The organism is Streptomyces sp. NBC_01515, from assembly GCF_045040345.1.
GTDB lineage: Bacteria > Actinomycetota > Actinomycetes > Streptomycetales > Streptomycetaceae > Streptomyces.
Genome location: NZ_CP109416.1, coordinates 5,627,224 through 5,648,836, shown reverse-complemented (window position 1 = coordinate 5,648,836; position 21,613 = coordinate 5,627,224). Strand labels below are relative to the sequence as shown.

Sequence of the window (21,613 nt, the reverse complement as noted above, 5' to 3'; positions counted from 1 at the left end):
CGGAGGCATCGGCGCAGGCGGGCGGGACTGACTGTCCCGCCCGTTCCGCCTATCCCGTCGCTCCGGTCGCCAGTTGCCAGATCTGGGCCGCTGTCTCCTCCGCGGACTCGGTCGGTGGTGGGTTGTTGGGGAGTTGGGCGGGGACGGTCGTGTTCTTCTTCTTGCCCGGGCGGTCGGCGAAGAGGGCGACTGTCAGGGTGAGTTGGGGGTCCTGGGTGGTGGACCAGATGGTTCGGCGGGTGATTCCGCCGCCCGCTCCGGCGGTGAAGGAGGTCTGGGGGGTCCGGGGGGTCTTCTGGGCGGTGGGGGTCGAAGGGATCGCTTGGGATGCCTTCGACATCTGCGCGGTCACCATGAAGACATCCCGCTCGTCCAGCAGGTGTCGTGTGTCGGGGTGGGCCGTGTACAGCTGGCGGCCGTCCCGGGTGATCTTCGTGATCGTGTACGGGGTCGCGTACACGCCGTTCGCCGCCACCGTCGCGTAGGCCGAGGCCAGTTTCAGCGGGGTGGGGGCGGGGGTCTTCCGGAGGTCGGTCAGGGGGGCGCCGAGGGGGACCTTGCCGAAGGGGTCCAGGGCCGTTCCCGCTTCTACGGCGCCGCCGACCGCGTCGTTGAACGGTTGGCGGGCGTAGTCCGAGCCGCCGTACAGGAGCCGGACCGCTCCGTCGCCGGGTTTGATCGCCACGACCGCCGTGTGCAGGGTCGTGCCTTTGCCCGCCTTGGAGTCCTTGCCGGTCTTCAGGTTCTTCACCGCCTCCGTCGTGGCGTCCTGCAGGGCCAGGTCGAACGTGGTGTGGACGGTGTAGCCGCCGCGGGCCAACTGGTCCTCGGAGATGCCTAGTCGGTCGGCGGCCTCCTGTGCCGCCACGTCGATCATGTACTGGCGCTGGCCCTCGGTCGTGCCCGGCGGGTAGAAGCGGAAGGCCGGGAAGGTGGCGTCGGCGCGTTGCTTCGGGGTGATGGCGCCGCTTGTCGCCATCGCGTCGAGTACCCATGCCCAGCGTGCCTTGAGGGTCGCGGTGACCTTGGGGTCGGAGCCCGCCTTCTCGTAGTACGACGGGATGTTGACGATCGCCGCGAGCGCGGCGCCCTGGGAGACGGTCAGGTTGCGGGTGTCCACGCCGAAGTAGTTGCGGGCGGCTGCCTGGATGCCGGCCGAACCCCGGCCGAAGTAGACCGTGTTGAGGTAGCCCGCCAGGATGTCGTCCTTGGACCGGGTGCGGTCGAGTTTGATCGCGATCAGGGCCTCGTGCGCCTTGCGGGACAGGGACTGCTCCGGGCTCAGCAGGGCGTTCTTCACGTACTGCTGGGTGATGGTGGAACCGCCCTGGTGTTCGCCGCCGGTGAGGGAGGCCAGGACCGCGCGGGCGATGGCTCGTGGCGAGACGCCGTCGTCCGTGCGGAACGAGCGGTTCTCGGCCGCGATCACCGCGTCCTGGACGTATCGCGGGACCTGGGACAGGGGCACCTCCTGGCGGTCCACCGGTCCGCGTCGGCCCAGGTAGGAGCCCTTGTCGTCGACGAAGACCGTGCTCTGCGTGACCGTTTCCGGGTGCGGTTCGGGGATGTCCGTGAGGCGGTACGCGACGACCGCCGCCGTGCAGAGTGACGCGATCAGGAGCAGGACGGCGATGAGCAGTCGGCGCAGCAGGCGGCCCCGGGTGCGGCGGAGGCGCAGGCGGAGCGGGATGCGCCGCAGGTGGGCACGGGCGCGGGTGCGGATGCGGTGCTTCACTCGGCTGCCCCGCCCTGTGCGACGGCCTTGCCGGACGCGTCGTACACCGTGACGGTCGGGCCGCCGTCGACGGAGCTCGACTTCAACTCCTGCGGCGTCACCGGTGTGCGCGCGTACCAGACGCCCCAGCCGGGGCTGCCCGCGAGCGTGAGGACCGTACCGGTGATCCTTCGGTCGCCGACGGTGACCTCGACGCGGGCCGGGTCGGCGGACAGGCCTCGGTACAGGCCCGACAGGAAGTACGAGGTGTTGTTCAGCGGGTCGGGTTGTACGGAGACGGTTGGTTTCCCGCTCTCGACGCTGGCCTTCCTGCCGCTCCCGTACTTGTACGTGTCCTGCTTGTACAGGTCCTGCTTGTACATGTCCTGGTACTTGTTCCGGTAGGCGTCCTCGTCACCGGCGTCGGTCAGGCCGAGGAACTGGTTCGGCGCTTCCGGAGTCGACCAGTGCTTCCCGTCGGTGGTCAGCCAGACCTGTACGCCCGGTACGGCGTCCACCCGTTCGCCGGGCGCGACGATCCTGATCGGGCTCTGCGCCACGGCGGTGGCGCCTCCGCCCGACCCGTCCGTGGAGCCGCCGCTCATGAACCGGTCCGCGCCGAACACGACCCCCGGCACGAGCAGCAGTGCGCAGGCGGCCCCGACTGCTCCGCTACGGCGCCGTCGTAGCGCCCGGCCGCGTCGTTCGACGGCATCGAGCGGGACGGAGGACGGGACGACCCCGGCGGCGGCCTCCGCGAAGGCCCCGCGCAGCCGCTCCTCGTCACCTCCGCACAGCGCCAGCCCACGCCGGGCCCGGCTCTTGACCGCACCGGCGGACCAGCCGAGCAACTGGGCGATCTCCGCCTCGCGCAGGCCTTCCCAGTGCAGCAGCACGAGCACGGCCCGTTGGGCCTTCGGGCGATGCGACCGCCCCCGCGCCCCGCGCAGGTACTCCTTGACCAGGAACCGTCGTACATAGAAGTCCACGTCGGCCCGAGGTATTCGGCGCCACCGGGCGCACACCTTCACCAGGGTTCTCCGCACCAGCTCGGTCGCCTCGCGGCGGTCGCCGGGGGTGCCGGTGAGCAGGTGGGCGGTGGTGACCAGCCGGGGCAGGCTCGCGTGGGCGTACGCGGTGAAGTCGTCGGGGGAGTGCGGCACTTCGGGGGTCCTCCGGTACGGCTGTGGGGGAAGTGGATCCAGGGACGCGTGTTTGTCGTCTTTCCTGTGAGGCGTGTGGTGAGGACGCGGCCATCGGGACCTGTACGCACGGCGAGGGCGGTCAGGTTGCACGGGAATTCCAAGACTCCGGTGAGGTCATGACCGAGGACGAGTTCGACGCTTTCTACGCGGCCACGTTTCCCCGTCTGACCGGCCAGCTCTCGGCGTTCACCGGTGACAGGGAGGAGGCTCAGGACGTGGTCCAGGAGGCGTTCGTACGGGCCTGGGACCGGCGCGGGGACTTTCTCGCGGACGAGGCGCCCGAGGCGTGGATCCGTACGGTCGCCATGCGGTTGGCGGTGAGCCGGTGGCGCCGGGCCAGGCGCTGGCTGGAGTTGGTGCGCCGTACTCCGCCGCCCGGGGCGGTGCCGGGACCCGACCCTGATCACACGGCACTTGTCGCCGCACTGCGCGAACTGCCCAAGGCACAGCGGATGGTGATCGTCCTGCACCATCTGTGTGACGTGAGTGTCGAGCAGATAGCCTCCGACACGGGGGCGCCTGTGGGGACGGTCAAGGCCAGGTTGTACCGGGGGCGGGCGGCGTTGGCGAAGCATTTGGCGGTTGACGAGGGCGATGGGGTCGGCGGGGTCTACGGAGCCGACGGGGCTGATGGGGCGGGCGGCGCGGGTAAGGCGGGTAACGCGGGTAACGCGGGCAAGGCGGGCGCGTCGGTTCGGAAGGAGAGTGGCCGTGTCTGACGAGCTCTCCAAGGACGGAGTCCCCGCCGCCGAACTCGCCGCAGCCGAAGTCTCCGGCGGGGCCGAACTCTTCGCCGACTCTGAACTCTCCACCGCTCTGCGCGAGTTGGCGGCTCGCCAGGAGGCCTTCCCGGTTCTCTCCGGCGCCGCGGTCCGCGGTCGTGCGGTGCGTCGGGGGCGCCGTCGGATGGCGGGTGTGCTGGGCGCGGGTGCGGTGGCTTTCGCCGTGGTCGCCTTCGCGTTGACCGTGGGTTTCACGCACTCCGCGGGGGAGGGGGACCAGCGTCAGATCCCGGCCGCCACCCACGCCGACCCTGTCCTGTCGCCCCGCGTCACCTCCCCCGAGGTGTCAACTCCCGTACCGCGCGCGCCCGTCATCGGCACGGTCGTCGTCGGCAAGCGGGCCCTGATCGTCGGGGGCCGGGTCATGCCGATGACCTCCGGTCTCCCTGACGGCCGCAAGTTGGCGGGGCCGTTGACCGTCTACAAGAGGCACGAGACCAAGGTCGTGACCGTCACCGACCTGACCGGCGGAGTCGCCTACACCACGGAGATCTCGCTCGCGGTCGAACTGCGCGACCCCGACGACCAACCGGTCTACGTCGGCGTCGCCTTCTCCTCCAAGGAGAAGATCACCGGCGAGCGCGACACCGGCGCCGGCTGGATCGGTCTGGGTTCGGCCGACGCGAAGTGGTTCTACAAGGACGCGGAGATCGGGAGCGTTCTTTCGGTCACCGGTGCCGCGTCCTGAACGCCCGGATGACCGTCAGGAAACCCACCGCCCACCGCCCACCGCCCACCGCCTACCGCCTCGGTCCGGCGAAGGCGTACGCCGCGGTGCCAACTCCCAGGAGCAGCAGGGCAGTCCAGGTACTCGCCGCCGTGCCGGCCGGCAACAGCATCCAGGTCGCCACCCGCATCGCCGTACTCGTAGCGGCCGGGGCGAAGAACGTGAACGACAGCCAGGCGAACGGCAGCGTCCACGCGTACCGCCCGCCCGAGAACGCCGCGCCCAGGGCGGCAAGCCCGGTCAGGCCCGCGCTGTCCCGCACCACGAACTCGGTGCCGGCCATGAACTGAGTACTGACCATGGGCGCGCCCGTCACCTGCACAGCCAGCAGCACCGCCGCGACCACCGCCCCGGCGAGCAGCACATGCCCCGCTCTGCGCGGCACCCAGCGGATCGCGGCGGTCCGGTCCAGCGCGAGGTCCTGCCCGCTGAGTCCGATGGAGGCCGCCATCACGCCGGTGGCGAGGACGAGCACGGGCAGGCGTGGATCACCGGGCCCTTGGCCGCTGCCGCTGGTGAGTGCCCGCATCGCCGCCGCGCTGATCACCAACGCGGCGAGGGAGGAGGGTACTTGACGCGAGCGGGCGTACAGGGTCAGCCATCGCACCGGTATCCATGTCACTGGCACCCACCTCCCCGGCACCCATTTCCTGGGCACCTGTCTCACCGGGACGCACTCCCCGGCACCTGCCTCCCCGATATCCGCCTCCCCGCCCCACCTCACCGAGCCCCCCGCCCCGACAACACCTCGAACGGATCCCCCGTACAAGCCAGCGCAGCGCCCCGCATCGCGTTGATCCGCGAGACCTGCTCACCCCGCGGAAGCGCCATGAGCTTCTTCCACACCGGGCGGGCCTTGGCGTCGACCTCCTCGCGCATTCCGGCCGTCAGGCCGGGCAGCGGCTTCAGCTCCCCGAGGACCCACCCCAGCGCGACAGCCTGCGCGTACTGGTCGTCGCCGAAGCTGCTCCAGCCGGTCGGGGTGCAGCCCGGGACCAGGCCCTTGGCGAGCAGGGACCACGTCAGTCGGTCCCTGCCCTTCGCCGCCGTGACGAGGTCGTCCTCGAAGTCGAACAGCACAGTCGTACGGGACCACTTCGGCGTGGAACCCTGCGCCTGCACGGCGGTGTTCTCGCGCACCGAGACCGGCGCCCGTTCGCCCAGCGCGCCGCGCAGCAGCCGTAGCGCCTCCTTGCCGGGACCGGCCAGTTCGGCGAGCCGGTCCTCGTGAGTCCTCGTCACGCACACCGGGCCGTCGCACACCAGCTCCGCGGCGGTCTTGTCGACGACGTACATCCGGCTCGGGTCGGACGGGAGGACGAGCAGGGCGAGGACCGCGCCCGCCAGGACCGGGGTGAGGGCGATCAGCCGGGTGCGCCGGGTCGCGGCGATCAGCAGGGCGAAACCGGTCGTGGCCATGCCCAGGACCCAGATCGTCTGGCCGATGTGCACGGAGGCGGAGAGCGTGACGAGGGCGCTGTGGACCTCGTCGACCTCGGGTGACAGGAGGGAGACGCGGTTCGGTTGGGTGGTCGGGAATCCCCCCGCCGGGTCGGTCGTCGCCGTCCGGCCGAGCGACAGGTGCATGAGGGCGGCGAACGCGAAGGCGCTCATGGCCAGCAGGGGCGGGGTGAGCGCGGACGGCAGGGCCCGGCCGACGCCCATGCCCAGCAGGGCCCCCGCTACGAGGAACAGTGTCCCCACGAGGGAGATCGGTAGCCAACCGGCGTGCGTGTAGGCGGTGTTGGTGAGTACCTGGACTCCGCCGACCAGGATGAGGAGCGCGTAGGCCGAGGTCAGTGTGATCGCCGTCGCGCCCGCCGGTACGGCCGCGCGGTGCCGGGCCGGACGCGGTGTGCTCGTCAGCAGCTCGACCATCCTCGAACGGTGGTCGCGCAGCCCCTGCAACGCCCCGAACCCCACGGCGAGCGGCCACAGATAGAACAGCAGGCTCCGGGTCCACAGGGCCAGGGACGTCCACTGGGCCGTCCACGCCGTGGTGCCGTTCCACCAGCTGCCGTTCACCAGGAACAGGAACGCCAGCGCGCTCGTCAGGATCACACCGCCGGCCCAGGGGGCGACGGAACGTCTCAACTCGGTACGCAGGACACGGAAGTTGACGTCGACGTGCGGGACACGGAAGTTCGCGCCGACGCGCGGGACACGGTCGTTCACCAGGAGCCCCTCTCCCGCTCGGGGTCCGACAACAGCGCCGAGTAGCCGCGCTCCAACGGGCTGTCGCCCACATGCCCGGGCCCACCCGCCGCGGCCAGCTCGTCCGGGGTGCCCTGGAAGACCAGCCGCCCCTCCGCGAACAGCACCACATCACCGCACGCGGCGGCGACGTCCTCGACCAGATGGGTCGACACGACCACACACGTGTCCGCGCCCAACTCCTGCAACAGCCCCCGGAACCGCAGCCGTTGGGCCGGGTCCAGCCCGGCCGTCGGCTCGTCGAGCAGCAGGATCGCCGGGTCGTTGACGATGGCCTGCGCGATCCCGACCCTGCGCACCATGCCACCGGACAGCGCCTTCATCCGCTCGTCGGCCCGGTCGGCCAACCCCACCCGTTCCACGGCCCGTTGCACCGCCCCGGGGATCTCCGCCTTCGGCACTTCCTTCAACCAGGCCATGTACTCGACGAATTCACGCACGGTGAACCGCTTGTAGTAACCGAACTCCTGCGGCAGATAACCGATCCGCCGCCGCAGCGCCCGGTGCTCACCCATCCCGCCCGCGGACTCCCCGAGCAGTTCCAAGGTCCCCCCGGCGGGCCGCAGCACGGTGGCCAACGCCCTTATGAGCGTGGTCTTTCCGGCTCCGTTGGGGCCGAGCAGCCCGTGCACACCGGTCTCCAACGACAGATCCAGCCCGTCGACGGCCATCCGTTTCCGACCGACCCTGACCTTCAACCCCGTGGCCCGGATCTCCCAGGCGTAGGGCGTAGGCGCGAGGTCGGCCGCGTTCACCGCGGGCATCATGTGCTGGTCCTTTCCAACGGGATCCCCCATGGCCTTTCTCATCTCTCATCGATCTCTCGCCGGTCACCGGTGGGCTCCCAGCACGGAGTACGCGCCCCGGCGGACGACCACGACCCCGACGCCGACCGCGAGAACCAGGCCCCACACGGCCAGCCCGCCCGCCTGCAGCGCGAAGGTCGCACGGCTGGCGACCACGGTCGGTGCCAGAACCACGGCGGCCCATACGCCGACCACCGCCACGGCGGCACGGGTCACCCCGACAACACCGCCGAGCGCCAGGGTCGTAGACGTGAAGGCCAGACAGGGCAGCAGCCACTGCGCGGCCGTCACCCCCGGCACCCCCGTTGCCCAACTGCCCACCAACAGCGCCGGAACGACCACGGCAAGCACGGACGCCGTACGCCGCAACACCAGCTGAAGCCCGGCCCTCGGCACGGAAGCCGTCAACTCGTAGGCGGGATCGAGCCCTTGAGACCACGACGCCGCGACACCGAGCACCGGCAGAACCGGCGCGAGCAACAACACCAGCGACACACGGCCGACCCCGAACTCGTAACCGCCCCCGGCCAGATCGAGCAACAGCGCGAGCAGAGTGACGCTCACGACCATCCCCACCCACGGCACCATCGCCGGCGTCAGCCAACTCGACACCCGCACCGACCGATACCGCCGCCGCGACACGGTCACGCCCAGCCGAGGCTCAAGCCCGTCCCACACACTCCCCACGAGCGCCGCCACGTCCGGCACCTCCGCGGCAACGACTGCCGCGAGCCGGTCCCGACACACCCGGCACGTCTCCAAATGGGCTTCTACGGCCCACAGTTCATCGGCGGTGAGGTCGTCGCCACCGGGGCCGTCGCCGCCGAGGCCGCGCGCGTAACCGCCGATGATCCGGGTCGACGCATGTTCCACGCTCATGTCAGCGCCCTCCGCATCGCGATCCGGGCCCGGCGCGCACGGGTCTTGACCGTGCCCTCGGGCAGTCCGAGCAGGACGGAGGTCTCCCGGACGGACAGCCCGTCGAGCACCAACGCCTGCAGTACTTGCCGGAGTTCCGGCGCGAGGCAGCGCAGCGCGTCCCCGACGTCGCCGCCGACGGTCGCCGCGAGCACCTCCTCCTCGGCGCCGGGTGCGGCGTCGGCGGGTGCGGCGGCCGTCGGCGGCTCGGCGTGATGGGCCCGGCGCCGGAAGGCGTCGACGAGCCGCCGCGCCGCGATCGTCCACAGCCACCCGACGGCCGTACCGCCCACCGAGGCCCCCGCGAACGCCCCCGCCGCCCGCCACACCGCCAGATACGTCTCCTGCATCACCTCGGCGACGATCTGCTCGTCGGCACAGCGCCGGCGCAGCCGCACGGCCATCCACGGCGCGGTACGCCGGTACAGCTCGTCGAACGCCGCACGGTCCCCCCGCGCCACCAGCCGCACGAGACGCTCCTCGTCCAGCTCACCGAGTGCCTTCCTGACTGCTCTCACACCGGCTAGACGCGGGGCGGGGGGCGGAGGTTTTCTCTTCGGGGTGAGCCCCGTCACATCGCCGCGGTTCCAGGTCAACCTCGCCGTCGAGGACTGACGGGCTCAACCGAGGAGAGTCCACTGGCCGTCGCGGTGACCGGCCGCTTGTCGGAGTCTCCGGGCCGGACCAGGGTTCCGTGGTCGGCGAGCAGCACCAGTCGTGGCCGGGCGAGTGGGTCGGCAACCGCCGCTATGGCTCTGATCGCGGCGACGCGGTTCGTACGGCCGCACCACTCGGCGGGAGGCCACCTGGCCTGTTCCCGCGCGACCTGCCCATCACAAAAGAAACGGTCATTCTGTTAGTGTCTCCCCCACAAGCAGAACAGTGATTCTTTTTGTGAGGGAGGTGTCGTGCCGCGACTCACCGACGCGCGCAAGGAACTCCGGCGCGCCCAGATCGCCGAGGCCGCTGTCCGCTGCTTCGGCCGCAACGGCCTGGAGCGGACGTCGATCGCCGACATCATCGCCGAGTCCGGCCTCTCCGCCGGCTCGATCTACGCGCACTACCGCAACAAGGCCGACCTGGTCCAGGCAGTCGCCCGCGGGGATCTCGCCGAGCGTGCCAGGGCCCTCGGCGAGCACGCCGCGAGCGACGCCCCGCCGGACCCCGACGAACTGCTCGCCCGGCTCGTCGCGGCGATCGACCCCGTCAGGGCCCGGCTCGCCGTACAGACCTGGGGCGAGGCGACCACCAACCCGGTGATCCACGACATCGTCGTCGACATGACCGACCGGATGCGCGCGATGCTGCACGACTGCGTCACGGCATGGCTGGTCAAGGTCGAGCACCACGACCCGGCCGAGGCCCGGGAGAGCGCCACCCCGGTCGCCCACCGGGTGATGGCGCTCTATCAGGCCGAACTGCTCTACACCGCCCTGCAGTCAGCGCCCGAGGAGACAGCGCGATGACCACCTCCACCGCTTCGTTCGCCGGCCGCACCGTTTCCCGGATCGGCTACGGCGCGCTCCAGTTGGAGCGCCTGCACGACCGCCGCGGCGAGGCCGTCGCGCTGCTGCGGCACGCGGTCGAGCTGGGCGTCGACCATGTGGACACCGCCGAGTTCTACGGCTCCGGGTTCGCCAACGCCGTGATCCGCGAGGCACTGCGCCCCGAGGACGACGTCCTGGTCGTCACCAAGGTCGGCGCCGACCCCGACCCCGGCGGTCACCCGCCGCTGCGTCTCGCCCAGCGCCCCGAGCAGCTGCGTGCCAGCGTCGAGGACAACCTGCGCAGCCTCGGCGTCGACCGGCTCCAGGTGGTCAACCTCCGCCGCCTCGACTCCGGCCCCGGGCTGCGTCCCGAGGGCGACCAGGTCGTCGACCTCGACGACCAGCTCGCGGTGATGACCGCGCTGCGCGACGAGGGCAAGATCGGTGCGATCGGTTTGAGCAGCGTCACTCTCGACGTCCTGCGCCGCGCGCTGCCGGCGGGCATCGTCTGCGTGCAGAACGCCTACAGTCTCGTCTCCCGCGACGACGAGGACATGCTGGAACTGTGCGTGGCCGAGGGCATCGCCTGGGTGCCGTACTTCCCGCTCGGCGGGGCCTTCCCGGGCCTGCCCAAGGCGACCGACGAGCCGGCGGTGCACGCGGCGGCCAAACACCTGGGCGTCACAGCCACTCAGGTCGGCCTCGCCTGGCTGCTGCACCACGCCCCGAACGTGCTGCTCATCCCCGGCACCGCCGACCCCGCCCACCTGGAGGCCAACGTGGGCGCCGGCGAGATCACCCTCGACGCGGCGACCCGCGCGGCTCTCGATGCGGTCGAGTCCCGTTCCAACGAGGTCTCGATCGGCTGACTGGAGCCGACGGGGTCTCCGTCGGCTGACCGGAGGCGACGAGGTCTCCGTCGGCTGACCGGAGCTGACGAGGTCTCGATCGGCTGACTGGAGCCGACGGGGTCTTCATCGGTTGACCGGAGGCGACGGGGTCTCCGTCGGCTGACCGGAGCTGACGAGGTCTCCGTCGGCTGACCGGAGGCGACGAGGTCTCCGTCGGCTGACCGGAGTTGAGTCGACCAGACCCCGGGCGCGGCCACACGCCACCGGACACCCCGACGGAACTCCCGGCCGCACCGGGAGCCCCTCCTCCACCAGGTTCTGAGGACGAATCATGAAGGCCATCATTTACCGCGACGCCGGCGGCCCCGACGTTCTTCGACTCGTCGACCGCGACCTGCCGACGCCCGGCCCCGGCGAGGTACGCGTCCGGGTCGCCGTGTCCGGGGTCAACCCGACCGACTGGCAGACCCGCTCCCGCGCAGCCCACCCCAGGCACTTCCCGGAGGTCACCCCGCACCTCGACGGCGCCGGCACGATCGACGCCGTCGGTGAGGGCATCGACCGGAGCCGGGTCGGTCAGCGGGTCTGGCTGTTCATGGCCGCCGCGGGGCGGCCCACCGGTACCGCCGCCGAGTTCACCGTCGTGCCTGCCGAGCGGGCCGTGCCGCTGCCCGACGAGGTCGGGTTCGACGTCGGCGCCTCACTCGGAGTCCCCGCGCTCACCGCGCACCGCGCGCTCACCGTCACCGAGGACGGGCCGCGCCGCCTGCGGCCCGGAACGCTCGACGGCAGGGTGGTGCTCGCCGCGGGCGGCGCCGGAGCGGTCGGGCACGCGGTGATCCAGCTCGCGCGGTGGGCCGGCGCCACCGTGATCAGCACGGTCAGCAGCCCGGAGAAGGCCCGGCTGGCCACCGCCGCGGGAGCCCACCACGTGCTCGACTACCGCGAGGGCGATCCGGCCGCGGAGATCCGCAGGACCGCCCCGGACGGCGTCGACATCGTCGCCGAGGTGGCGCTCGGCACCAACCTCGCCCTGGACCTGGCCGTGCTGCGGACCCGCGGCACGATCTCGGCCTACGCCAACGACGGCGGCAAGCCGGTCGAACTGGACATGCAGCAGAGCATGGTGCTGAACGCACGTCTGCAGTTCCTGGTCCTCTACACGGCCGGTCCGGAGGCACTCACCGCGGCAGTCGACGACGTGGCCGCAGCAGTACGCGACGGCGCGCTGCCGGTCGGCGAGGAACACGGCCTGCCACTGATCCACTTCCCACTCGACCGCACGGCCGACGCGCACCAGGCAGTGGAGAACGGAGCCGTCGGCAAGGTCCTGGTGAGCATCACGCAGTGACCCCCGGCCGGTCGCGGCGCGAACACAGCGCGGTAGCAGCCCCGCCTCGCCCCGCCGTCGACACGCTACGACCGTCCCGCGCGAAACCCGAACTGCCTTCCGGCACGAACCCGGCACGCGACACCTGATCACAGCGGACAGCAAAAAGGCCCGGGTCAATGACCTGGGCCTTCGTCCTGGAGCGGGTGACGAGAACCGAACTCGCACTCTCGGCTTCGGAAGCTGGGGGCATTTGGGGCTGGTCTTGGCGTTGACCTGGGCGAATGGCGGACCTACGGCTTCGGCGAGCTCGGTTGTCTTCACCGTGGTTCCCCGCTGTTCCCCGCCTTATCTGGTGCGCTTGTGGTGCGGTCGTTCCGTTCCTCGGTTACCCGGTTCGCCTTGTAGCGCTCGGGAAAGTCGGGGTGTTCCTGGTAGGGCAGGGCGAGATCGAGTAGGTCGTCGCAGGGCCAGAGGTCGCCGTCGAACTGGCAGTCGTCACGGTCGTCCCAAGGTCGCTCGGGGTCACCTTCGGCCGGGCTGAGCGTGTGCCGGTTCAGCACGTGCCGCTTGGCCTCGACTTCGCGCAGCACGCGGGCAGGGTCGTGCAGGGCTACGTGCCGCGCGATCGCGGTGTGGAAGCTGGTGAAGTCACCTCGGCCGAAGTCGACTGCGATTCTGTGCGCGATCCACTCCGCAGTGAATCCGGCCCCGGCACAGCGCCGGGCCAGGTCGGCGTCCTCGTCCAGGCGCGCCTTGAGGAACGCCACCAGGTCGTTGGCCATGGCGGCATCCTCAACCATGGGCCCTGCGCCGGCACCTGTTTTACGTCCGTCGCTCATCTCCGAGTGTTGGACCAACACGCTTTCCAACCTGTCCACGTGGCAGTTCAGAGGCGTTCGTAGGGTTCACCGGGCAGGTCAGAGGGAGCGCGCGTACGGCGACGAACGGTGGTGGCCGTGGGCGCACCGGACCGAGACCAGCTCTCCGCTGATTTCCTCCGATGGGCACACGGGGGGAACGGGCCCGTTGCCCGTCCTCTTACCGCGGGTCGATACCCCATATCTTGATGGGCTCGTACGTTCCATCGTGGAAGTCGAAGACAGTCACTTCGGTGTCGGATATATGGCGGAAGTATCCTCCGTAGCCGGGTTGCGCGACGTGTGGGGCTATCAGGTCCAACAGGCTCCGGAGGTAAAGCATGGAGTCGTCGATCCAGCCGTTCCGCGCGAAAAGCTCCCATTCATACCGCTTCCCGGAGCTCGTGAACTCTTGCACCTCGCGACGGAGGGACACGACGTCTCCGCTGGGCATCCGGCGGTTGGCGTAGGCATCGGGGACGAGCAGTGGGTACAGATATTCATCTTCGTCATCGAGACCTTCGGGGAACTCTGTATCCATGCCCAAGTGCCACCGCAGGGCGGCCATGACCCATTCGGGGATGTCGTCGCGCAAGTAGCAGGAAAAGACGACCTCGTAGCGCTCACTCATGGACGGCATTGTGTACGGCAGGACTGACACCGCCACGAGGTCGAGCTTCCACGCGCCCCTCGATGCGAACTACGGGCGCGGAGGTCGGTGAGGTCTCCCGGCCCAGCCAGGAGGACCTTGGGGGTTCTGGACGGTCACCTGCGGTCGCCTCGGTTGCTGTACTTCGCTGCTGTACGCGGAGGTGAGCGATCGGACAAGTTGGGACCTAGCTCTGATCACTCGACGGGGTGCCGCCGTAGAGGACACCCGTGCCGTAGTGCGGAGCGATGTCCGGGTGCTCTTCCGGTCGCGGCGCGCGTACCTGTGGCGAGAGACCCCCGCTGCATGCACCGGTAGCTTCGAAGTTCCGCCATGCCTCAGTCAGGCTGAGCTGACCGTTCGGGCCGCCTCGGCACTCGTCTGCATCGTGGTCATCCTGACCGTCGTCCTCCCAGAAGCAAACTGGACAGATCTCGTACATTGCACGCTCAGCGAGGGTGACGAATCCGCAGCAAGGGCAGCGGTACGGACCGTTCTCGGCTCGGCCCATGACATACGCGAACACCATGAGCGCATTGTGCTGTGCGATCACGCTGACCCACCTTCCATTTTCGTGCGGTCGGTGGAGTCTCTATGGGCGAGCCAAGTGGTACACGGTCTTGAAAACCGTCGTCGCAGCGATGTGACCGTGGGTTCAAATCCCACACCCACCGCAGGTGAACGGCCCCTGACCAGGTAAATCGGTCGGGGGCCGTTGTGCTGAGCGCTGTCCGTGGTTGACCGCTGTTCCCCGAGGTTTCCCGTTGGATCGGGCACGGCTGGGGCACGTGACCTATGCCCTACGGTGTTGGTATGGAGGACACATCGGCGCGCATCGAGGTCCCCGACGTTGTCGGGATGACCACGCAGAAAGCCCATGCGTTATGTCGGGATCTGGGATTGTTCCTGGGCTACTTCAACCTGGACCAGCAATTGCCGAGACATGGGGTGATCGCTCACCAGGAACCACCGGCGGGCACTATGGCATCTGCTGTTGCTGCTGTGAGGGTCTGGACGACATTGGATCCGCTGCCCGACGACCGGCGGCCACAGCAGTTCGCCCCTTAACCCACCACTTTCCCCAGCTCCCATCCCGTCTGCTCGGCTCTGCCTGGGTCGATGGCAGACGGGATGGGAGCTCCCCGCGCCCGCCACCATTCGGCCGGCACTCGCGAACGGCGCCCCGTCCATCTCGGAGCCTGAGCGCCCCCGCCGGAGGCTCGTTCTGACCGTGGCCGTTGTGCGTCCAGGTTCTACTCAGGGCCGTAACTCGCTTGCGGCCCCAGGGGTACGGCCCGGCGCCGAAGGCGCAGAGGGCCGGGCCCAAACCTCGCTTGCGCGGGCCCTTGATGGTTCGGTTCCAGCTGATAGCTGACGGGGGCCGTGTCCGGCTTGTCTGTGCCCGTCTCATTCGGAGCTGTCTGGGGCCAGTTGGCGATGCGGGTACGGGCGGCTTCGGCGATCACGGCCCAGGGGTCGTCTGTCAGGCGGAGCACCGTACTGCGCGGGGAGCGCTGATGGGTGGCGACAGTGTTGCGGACGGCATCGTGGGGATCGTTGGCCAGCTTCTCCAACAGTTCGGCCGGGCAGTTGCGGCGGCTCGCCACTCTGCCGCGAACGTGCCAGGCGTCGTCCTTGACCAGTTCGGCAAGGACTTCCGGCGGGCAACTGCGGTTGTGGGCGGCCCAGAACCGCATGTCCGGGTGCTCACGCACCAACTCATCCCACACCGGCATCGGCATAGCCGCCCACGCCGAGCGGTCCCTCTCCGCTGGATCCTCGCTCAGGCGCAGACGAATGAACTGCTCGACGGAGGTGATCTCAGGAAACCGGTCCGGCATGGCAGGACCGTAACGCACCAGGTCCAGGGCAAGCGTCACGCCTCACCCGACGTCGAACCGTCAAGCATCGACTGAGACTCGATATCGGTCGCGTGGGTCCTGTGAGGCTTGAAGTCGTGTGAGCACGCTGGGAGTTCGGCACCTTGAGGGTGTGCCATCGGCAGGAAGAGCGTCGGCCGGACTGTCCAGGTGACGCGTGTGTTGATGTGGGTGACGGACACCGTCCAGGGTTCCTTGCGCAAGAGGGCTCGTCTCGTGTCGATGCGGTGGTCGTAGAGCCGTGTCCAGGCTTTCTGAGAAGCATCGATGAGGACTTCGGACGGCGCCGGAGGAGAACGACTCAGGAGGCGGACGGCTTGATCTCGCCCGCGAAGACGATGACCTGGTCGATGAGGCTCCGCCGCAGATGGACGACGTCCGTTCCCGCCAGGCGGGGGCCTCCGTCCGGCGTCGTGAAGACCCACTGGTACCGGGCCCACTCGTCCGGCATGTCCACCGCCGAACAGCGCACCATCGTGCCGGTCCCCGCGGGGTGGCGCCGGATGTCCAGCACGAACCGCTCGACCGCCTCGATCCCCTCACTGCGGCCCAACGGCCCCCAGAAGACTACGTCCGAGGTCAGGGCCTGGGAGAGCAGTGCAGTCACATAGCTGTCGTCCGAGGCGTTGAACGCGGAGATGAACGTGTCGATCGCGGACCGCGCGGTCTCTTCCTGCATGCACCACTAATAGCAGTCGCCTCGCGGACCGCGCTCGTCCCGTGAGCCGTCGCCCGACCACGGTGAACCATCCCGGTCACAGCACTGGCAGCGCCCTTATGGTGCCGTTGTGTGTGGCGCGCACCCCGCCCACCGGTCCAGACAACAAAGAACCCCCGGGTCATCGACCTGGGGGTTCGTGCTGGAGCGGGTGACGAGAATCGAACTCGCACTCTCAGCTTGGGAAGCGACGGCGCTCGCCGAGCTGGATGGCTTCTGCCCTGGGCATATGCGCTCTCGTGCGGCGCCCAGGGGCGCGGGATCGCTCATCGGTGTGCCTTCGATACGGTCAAGGTCCGGGCCGGCGCCGACCCCGGCCCGGACCTTGACCGATGTCGAGCAGCACACCGAGGCGGAGTTCAGGCCGCATGTGCGCTGCCGACCCGCCCGCGGCTGTTGGGGGGTGCCGACGGGCGGCGACCGGCCCGAAGGGGTGGAGACGGGCCGGCCGATGTCCGCGCGGCGGACCTCACGAGCGGACGCGCGAACTCCAGGAATCTAGCCCGTGGTGGCCGCCGCGCACGATCCGCTGAGCGCGGCTGTTGTCCGCACAGCGCGGGGCGTGGCGTTGGCCGTGCTCACCCGGAACGCAGTGTCTGCGAGGGCAGCTCGCCGAAGCGCGCTCGGTAGCGGGACGCGAAGCGGCCCAGGTGGTCGAAGCCCCAGCGATGGGCGACCTCGCTCACGTTCACTTCGCCCGGCGTGCCGCGGCGCAGCTCGTCGTGGGCGCGGGTGAGGCGGACGTCGGTGAGGTAGCCCAGTGGGGTCATGCCGACATACTGCTGGAAGGCTTCTTGGAGTCGCCGCACGCTCACCCCGGCGAGCACGGCCAACTCTCCTACCGTGAACGGGTGTTGCGGCATGCTGTGCATGGCCTCGACAGCACGCTTGACGGGGCCCGGGCGCAGGGCGGGTTTTGGTCGGTCGAGCTCGTCGCGGTAGCGGTGGCCGGTGGCGAGGAGGAGCCCGGTCAGCAGGGCCTCCTGGAGCGGACGGGCGACCACCGGCCGGGTGAGCAGCCCGCCGGCCGGCATCTCGTCGAACACCGCGCGGATCATCCGGACCCAGCTCAGGCCCGCGCCGTGCGCGACGTCGAGTTCGGGCGTGAGGACGACGGGGGTGCGCAGCGGTCGGCCGAGAAGGCGTTCGAGTTGATCGTTGAGAGCCTTGGGGTCGATCTTTACGGCCAGCATGGAGCAGTCGGTGCTCACTCGATCCAGAGCCGTGTCGCCGTGCGGCTGGAATACGGCGGCGTTCGTGGTGGTCGCCACCGCATTGGTGTGCGTTCCTTGACGCCAGGCCAGGTGGCCACCCAGGGGGATGTCCACGTGGTAAGAGCCGAGTTCCCCGAACCGTATGCGCACCTCCTCGCCGAAAGCCAGACGTCCGAGTGTGAGCGGACCGAATGCGGCGATGTCGTACCGGGCCGTGAACTCGGCGCTGCCGTCGGGCACGTCGATGAAGTTGGCGTAGAAGCGTTCTTGGAGGACCTGCCGAGCCTCGTCCACATCCGTCGTCCGGAACTTCAGCACATCCTGGCCCTGGTTGGGCAAGTGGTGCATACCGCAACCTCCTGCGCCTTTGGACCGTACGAGGGACGGTGCACATTATCGCCAGCCATTGCCTGCTGCCGTGCCCCTGTTTTCCCATCTCACGGCGGATCTGGCCGGAACGAGACGTCGCCTCGGGCTGACCTAGTCGGAGATCTTGGAGCTCTGAAGACCCGTTGCTGACGGCCCGCCAGCACTTCGGGCGAGGGATCCCGTGCTGGTTCAGGAAGTCCTGGAATGCGGTCGGTGGCCGGGCCGGGGGTACTCCGTCGGCCGATGGCGGACCGCTGAGGCGCTCGATGTTCACGGCGATGTCTGTGGGCCCATGCCGAAGGCGGGCCTTCGACCATCCCCGGCGGCGGCAGCGGCGTATGCCATGTCCGTGATTCACATCGCCATGGCCGACCTCACGCCCCGGCACCCCACCGGCGAGAACGCCGTCTCCTGGCGCGATCCGGTATAGGCCCATCAAAGGTGTGCATATCGATAAAACGACCCCTTGAGGGTGCGCTATGGGCACGCCGTCGGCTCGGAGTCGTGATGGGCCCCCTGGGCGGCCGGCGAGCGGCCGAGCCTTGGGAGCGGGCGCCGCCCCCGAATTGGACTAGACAACAAACAACCCCCAGGCCGCTGACCTGGGGGCAGATTCTGGAGCGGGTGACGAGAATCGAACTCGCACTCTCAGCTTGGGAAGCTGCGGCGCTCGGGCCGGTACATGGCTTCTGAACTGCACAGATTCGTTCTGTCGCTGCAGGCGTGAGTGCTTGGTGGCACCGCTGTTGACCGTGATTGTCCGCTCTTACGGGCACGCTGTGGGCACGGGGGTGGACCAGTAGCCGGGCCGTACAGCGCGCAACGCCTGCGCCGACCGAACCACATCGTCTGTGGGTCTGATCTGGAGGGTCCGTCGCGACTGCATACACCGGAGCTGACAGGTGGACCCGTAAATGTTGGTGACGTATTCTTCTATGTACATCACCAACATTGCGTGGGAGGCACGGTATGTCCGTGACCCAGATCGACATCGACGATGACGCCCTGGAGCGCGCCATGGCTCTGGCTCACGTCCGGACCAAGAAGGAGGCGGTCAATCTCGCTCTGAACTTCTACGCCGAGCAGCAGGAACGCGCGGCGCGCATCCGCCGTCACTTCGAGCGTGCGCGTGAGTGGGGTGCCGTCGAGGACGCCGAGCGTCTGCACAGGGCGGAGAAGCACAGCCGGTGATCTACTTGCTCGACACGTCCGGCCTGGTCCGGCTGCTCCGCGAGCCGAAACTGCAATCTGCCTGGTACGAAGCGATCGACGCTGGGGCCGTCGCGTCCTGCTTTGTGCAGCGCGCCGAGTTCCTGTACAGCGCCCGAGACCGTCGCGAGTACGACGAGATCGCGGAGATGTTCTCCGACCTCTATCCAGATGCGGCGGTACCGAAGCACGCCGGACGGTGGATCAGCGCGGTGCAACACCGCATGGCCCAGGCCGGGGAGCATCGCAGCGCCTCGGCGGTGGACCTCCTCATCGCCGCTACCGCCGCCCACCACGGCTTGGCCGTTCTCCACGACGACGCCGACTACCGCGCCATCGCCCGGCACGCGTCCGACCTCACCGAGCACAACATCCACGACGTCGTCTGACGTGCTTTTGCCGCCCGACGCCTTCCCGACGACGGCAACCCCGTACTCCGCCCCAGCAGCCTCCTGCGCTACCTCCTCTGCGAGGTCTCGCCCCTGCCCGGACCTTCACACGCCGACGCCCGTCCCCGACCATGCTCCCGGTCGCAGCCTCTCCTCTTGCCTGACTGGCACTCGGGAATGCGACGGCGACTACGTCCAGCCCATGCTTTTCCGGCCGGTCGGCGAAGACGTCCTCTGCCCGCAGTGCGCGGCTATGGAGGTCAGCGATGCAGGGCGAGACGTTGAGCAGTCAGCAATGCCTCCCTCGCATACTCGTTGACGAACTCGGCGCGGTGCTTCGGCAGCAGGGTGCTGCCGATGAGAGTGAGTATCACCGAGCCGATGACGAGGGTCAGGATCGGGACGGCGAGCGTGCACATTCTCAGCGCCCTGAGCCATGACACGCGCTCTCCTCGCTGATGTTCCTTCGGCGAGTCGCCCTGGGTGTGAAGCATGGCCGTCCATGCGTACGTGAGAGCTCCGCCCATCACGATCACCACGCCCAGAATGGGCAGCAGAGCTGTGTGTGAGGCATAGGCGAGGGCGGCGAACCCGAAGCCCCCCACAAGGACCAGACTCCTCGCCAAGGTGGAGAAGAGCTGCTGCCACTGCCTCTGCTCGATCCGGGCATGTCGGCCTCGACCTGTTCGCTCCTCCGGGGCCGACTCCTGGTCCCACTGCCGATACGAGTCGGGCCGACGAGCCGGCGACGGAGCGGGTGTGCTCTCGACTCGTTCGATGGAGTACATCTGTTGCGGCACGTTTCCCTGTACCGAGGGAGCCATCGGAGCGGACTGTCGCACATCACCCTTCACCCAGGGGATAGGTGCGGGTGCCGACTGCCTGTCCTGCCCCGGCAGCGGAGCCGGCGGCGGGTACTGCTGGTACTGCGGCGGGTACTGTGCGACCTTCTGAATGCGGGCGATCGCCCGCTCGTGAACCTGCTCCTGGATGGTGCGGACGTACTCGATCTCCTCCTGGGTGTAGCCGTCGAGACGCATAGCGATCTCCCGCTCTTCCCAGGAAGAATCCGACGGCACTGCCTGGGAAGCGTCCTCCTCGAAGTCCGGCTCCATGTCCTCCGCGAAGTCCGGCTCTACGTCCCCCTCGGCAAACAGCTGCCAGGCTTCCTCCATGGTCTCCATGGTCTCCGGGGCCTCCTCCGCGGCTCCGGGAGCCTGGGGATCCGCAGAGGAACCCTCCAGGGCCTCCAGGAAGGTCAGCGCCTCCCGCAGCACCTCCGGATCGGCCACGCCGTCGTCCGAGGACGCTCCATCCGGCCGTGCCAGATGCACCAGCGCCGTGATCCACCGCTGCCGTTCCCCCGTCGGGTCCGGGGACGTCTCCTCAAGACGGCTCAGGATGCCCAGCGCGTTCAGCACGGACGCTCGTCGAGGTGTGTCCTCGGCAGGGGCAAGTGTGTCGTTCATCGCTGTCCTCCTTCGTCGGACTCGTCGTCGCCGTTGCCGAACTTCCTGATGAACCGCGTCCAGCGCTGCTGCGCGGCCCCCTCGCTGATTCCGAGGACCCCCGCAATCTCCGCCCAGGGATATCCGAGCTTGATCATCTCCGCGATGCGGCGGATGCCGAGATCCGCTCCGGACAGGGCCCACTCGATCTGATCCGTGGTGACCGCATGACGCACCGGATCGGGGGCGGAGTGTCTGACGAGCGTCGGCAACCGGGTCGGATCGGTCAGGCCGGGCTTGAACCGTTGATGCTGCGTGCTCCATTTGCGGAAGACATTGGGGAGTTCCCGTACCAGGGCTCCGACGAAGAACGTCTGGAGACTTGCCCCGCCGTGCGGCTTCCAACGTCCTCCGACCAGAGCGTCTTCCCGGAACCGGGGCACACCGAGTTCGAGCAGATCGGTCACCACATCGTCCCGTTCCCCCACATCGGTCTGGAGGACACCGATCATCTTCGTGTCGGTGATGGGCCGGTGGATCCTCGCGCAGGCCGCGAAGGCTCTGCCGTCCTTGATCTGGGCCAGCATGATGTGTCTGGCCGTCTCGATGAGGTTGCCCATGACCACGTCGTACATCGGTCCCCGGAAGCCCGCCTGCCGGAGCAACTCGTACAGCTTGCGGTCCTGTTCGGCCGTACGCGGCGTTCTGGGCGCTCCCATCTCACGGTGGAGCAGGCGCCACGCGTCACCGGGCCGAGCCGGTGACTGTGCCGCCGGGGCATCGGATACCGGCTCCTCCTCGGGTTCCGGTGTGCCGTCGGGTGGCTCGGGCATCTCACTGGCC

Annotated in this window: 23 protein-coding genes and 1 tRNA gene; 9 read left to right on the top strand and 15 right to left on the bottom strand. The window is 69.2% G+C overall.

Annotated elements, in window-relative coordinates:
- Positions 1-49: 49 nt before the first annotated feature.
- Positions 50-1,735, bottom strand: coding sequence for a transglycosylase domain-containing protein (locus tag OG407_RS25230; protein ID WP_405861418.1), 1,686 nt, complete (start codon positions 1,733-1,735; stop codon positions 50-52).
- Entirely contained in the window at positions 1,732-2,877 is a 1,146-nt protein-coding gene (locus OG407_RS25225; protein ID WP_405861416.1) for a sigma factor-like helix-turn-helix DNA-binding protein, read from the bottom strand. The genes OG407_RS25230 and OG407_RS25225 overlap by 4 nt, the downstream gene beginning before the upstream one ends.
- 158 nt (positions 2,878-3,035) lie before the next feature.
- Between OG407_RS25225 and OG407_RS25220 the strand changes: the two genes are divergently transcribed.
- Both OG407_RS25220 and OG407_RS25215 read left to right on the top strand, forming a co-directional pair.
- Positions 3,036-3,638, top strand: coding sequence for a SigE family RNA polymerase sigma factor (locus OG407_RS25220; RefSeq protein ID WP_405861414.1), 603 nt, complete (start codon positions 3,036-3,038; stop codon positions 3,636-3,638).
- Positions 3,631-4,389, top strand: a complete 759-nt coding sequence (locus tag OG407_RS25215) for a hypothetical protein (RefSeq protein WP_405861412.1) — start codon at positions 3,631-3,633, stop codon at positions 4,387-4,389. The genes OG407_RS25220 and OG407_RS25215 overlap by 8 nt, the downstream gene beginning before the upstream one ends.
- Before the next feature lie 52 nt (positions 4,390-4,441).
- Here the strand turns inward: OG407_RS25215 and OG407_RS25210 are convergent, their stop codons facing one another.
- The 5 genes from OG407_RS25210 to OG407_RS25190 form a co-directional block, all read right to left on the bottom strand.
- Positions 4,442-5,035: a hypothetical protein gene (locus tag OG407_RS25210; protein WP_405868576.1), complete on the bottom strand. Its 594-nt coding sequence runs from the start codon at positions 5,033-5,035 to the stop codon at positions 4,442-4,444.
- Between the two features lie 113 nt (positions 5,036-5,148).
- Positions 5,149-6,603: a hypothetical protein gene (locus tag OG407_RS25205; RefSeq protein ID WP_405861410.1), complete on the bottom strand. Its 1,455-nt coding sequence runs from the start codon at positions 6,601-6,603 to the stop codon at positions 5,149-5,151.
- Complete coding sequence (locus OG407_RS25200) at positions 6,600-7,409, bottom strand: ABC transporter ATP-binding protein (RefSeq protein WP_405868574.1); 810 nt, start codon at positions 7,407-7,409, stop codon at positions 6,600-6,602. Before OG407_RS25200 ends, OG407_RS25205 begins: the two co-directional genes overlap by 4 nt.
- Before the next feature lie 63 nt (positions 7,410-7,472).
- A complete protein-coding gene (locus tag OG407_RS25195; RefSeq protein ID WP_405861408.1) occupies positions 7,473-8,327 on the bottom strand; it encodes a zf-HC2 domain-containing protein in 855 nt (284 codons plus the stop codon).
- Positions 8,324-8,884: an RNA polymerase sigma factor gene (locus tag OG407_RS25190; RefSeq protein WP_405861406.1), complete on the bottom strand. Its 561-nt coding sequence runs from the start codon at positions 8,882-8,884 to the stop codon at positions 8,324-8,326. Before OG407_RS25190 ends, OG407_RS25195 begins: the two co-directional genes overlap by 4 nt.
- A gap of 390 nt (positions 8,885-9,274) precedes the next feature.
- On the opposite strand from OG407_RS25190, the gene OG407_RS25185 reads away from it, so the two are divergent.
- The 3 genes from OG407_RS25185 (at position 9,275) to OG407_RS25175 (ending at position 12,055) form a co-directional block, all read left to right on the top strand.
- On the top strand, positions 9,275-9,832 hold the full coding sequence (locus OG407_RS25185; protein ID WP_405861404.1) for a TetR/AcrR family transcriptional regulator: 558 nt from the start codon (positions 9,275-9,277) through the stop codon (positions 9,830-9,832).
- On the top strand, positions 9,829-10,722 hold the full coding sequence (locus OG407_RS25180; protein WP_405861402.1) for an aldo/keto reductase: 894 nt from the start codon (positions 9,829-9,831) through the stop codon (positions 10,720-10,722). Before OG407_RS25185 ends, OG407_RS25180 begins: the two co-directional genes overlap by 4 nt.
- A 313-nt stretch (positions 10,723-11,035) precedes the next feature.
- Complete coding sequence (locus OG407_RS25175) at positions 11,036-12,055, top strand: NADPH:quinone reductase (RefSeq protein WP_405861400.1); 1,020 nt, start codon at positions 11,036-11,038, stop codon at positions 12,053-12,055.
- A 299-nt stretch (positions 12,056-12,354) separates the two neighbouring features.
- Here the strand turns inward: OG407_RS25175 and OG407_RS25170 are convergent, their stop codons facing one another.
- From OG407_RS25170 to OG407_RS25160, 3 genes are all read right to left on the bottom strand, one after another.
- Positions 12,355-12,819, bottom strand: a complete 465-nt coding sequence (locus tag OG407_RS25170) for a DUF6221 family protein (protein WP_405861398.1) — start codon at positions 12,817-12,819, stop codon at positions 12,355-12,357.
- Positions 12,820-13,075: 256 nt separating this feature from the next.
- Entirely contained in the window at positions 13,076-13,525 is a 450-nt protein-coding gene (locus OG407_RS25165) for a hypothetical protein (RefSeq protein ID WP_405861397.1), read from the bottom strand.
- A gap of 205 nt (positions 13,526-13,730) precedes the next feature.
- Positions 13,731-14,054 carry a CPCC family cysteine-rich protein gene (locus OG407_RS25160; protein ID WP_405868572.1) on the bottom strand — a complete coding sequence of 108 codons (324 nt, stop codon included), beginning with the start codon at positions 14,052-14,054 and terminating at the stop codon, positions 13,731-13,733.
- An 85-nt stretch (positions 14,055-14,139) separates the two neighbouring features.
- Here OG407_RS25160 and OG407_RS25155 point away from each other — a divergent pair.
- Positions 14,140-14,214, top strand: a tRNA-OTHER gene (locus OG407_RS25155).
- A 142-nt stretch (positions 14,215-14,356) separates the two neighbouring features.
- Positions 14,357-14,611, top strand: coding sequence for a PASTA domain-containing protein (locus OG407_RS25150; protein WP_405861395.1), 255 nt, complete (start codon positions 14,357-14,359; stop codon positions 14,609-14,611).
- Positions 14,612-14,796: 185 nt separating this feature from the next.
- Here OG407_RS25150 and OG407_RS25145 read toward each other — a convergent pair whose 3' ends face one another.
- From OG407_RS25145 to OG407_RS25135, 3 genes are all read right to left on the bottom strand, one after another.
- Positions 14,797-15,423, bottom strand: a complete 627-nt coding sequence (locus OG407_RS25145) for a hypothetical protein (RefSeq protein ID WP_405861393.1) — start codon at positions 15,421-15,423, stop codon at positions 14,797-14,799.
- Positions 15,424-15,724: 301 nt separating this feature from the next.
- Entirely contained in the window at positions 15,725-16,102 is a 378-nt protein-coding gene (locus OG407_RS25140) for a nuclear transport factor 2 family protein (RefSeq protein ID WP_403865170.1), read from the bottom strand.
- A gap of 617 nt (positions 16,103-16,719) precedes the next feature.
- Positions 16,720-17,703 carry an AraC family transcriptional regulator gene (locus OG407_RS25135; protein WP_405861391.1) on the bottom strand — a complete coding sequence of 328 codons (984 nt, stop codon included), beginning with the start codon at positions 17,701-17,703 and terminating at the stop codon, positions 16,720-16,722.
- Positions 17,704-18,693: 990 nt separating this feature from the next.
- On the opposite strand from OG407_RS25135, the gene OG407_RS25130 reads away from it, so the two are divergent.
- Both OG407_RS25130 and OG407_RS25125 read left to right on the top strand, forming a co-directional pair.
- Positions 18,694-18,915 (top strand): type II toxin-antitoxin system VapB family antitoxin, encoded by a 222-nt coding sequence (locus tag OG407_RS25130; protein WP_399118464.1) that lies wholly within the window; start codon positions 18,694-18,696, stop codon positions 18,913-18,915.
- Positions 18,912-19,322: a PIN domain-containing protein gene (locus tag OG407_RS25125; protein ID WP_399118465.1), complete on the top strand. Its 411-nt coding sequence runs from the start codon at positions 18,912-18,914 to the stop codon at positions 19,320-19,322. Before OG407_RS25130 ends, OG407_RS25125 begins: the two co-directional genes overlap by 4 nt.
- A 260-nt stretch (positions 19,323-19,582) precedes the next feature.
- Here the strand turns inward: OG407_RS25125 and OG407_RS25120 are convergent, their stop codons facing one another.
- Both OG407_RS25120 and OG407_RS25115 read right to left on the bottom strand, forming a co-directional pair.
- Complete coding sequence (locus OG407_RS25120; RefSeq protein ID WP_405861389.1) at positions 19,583-20,791, bottom strand: hypothetical protein; 1,209 nt, start codon at positions 20,789-20,791, stop codon at positions 19,583-19,585.
- Positions 20,788-21,603 (bottom strand): hypothetical protein, encoded by an 816-nt coding sequence (locus OG407_RS25115; protein WP_405861387.1) that lies wholly within the window; start codon positions 21,601-21,603, stop codon positions 20,788-20,790. The genes OG407_RS25120 and OG407_RS25115 overlap by 4 nt, the downstream gene beginning before the upstream one ends.
- Positions 21,604-21,613 lie beyond the last annotated feature (10 nt).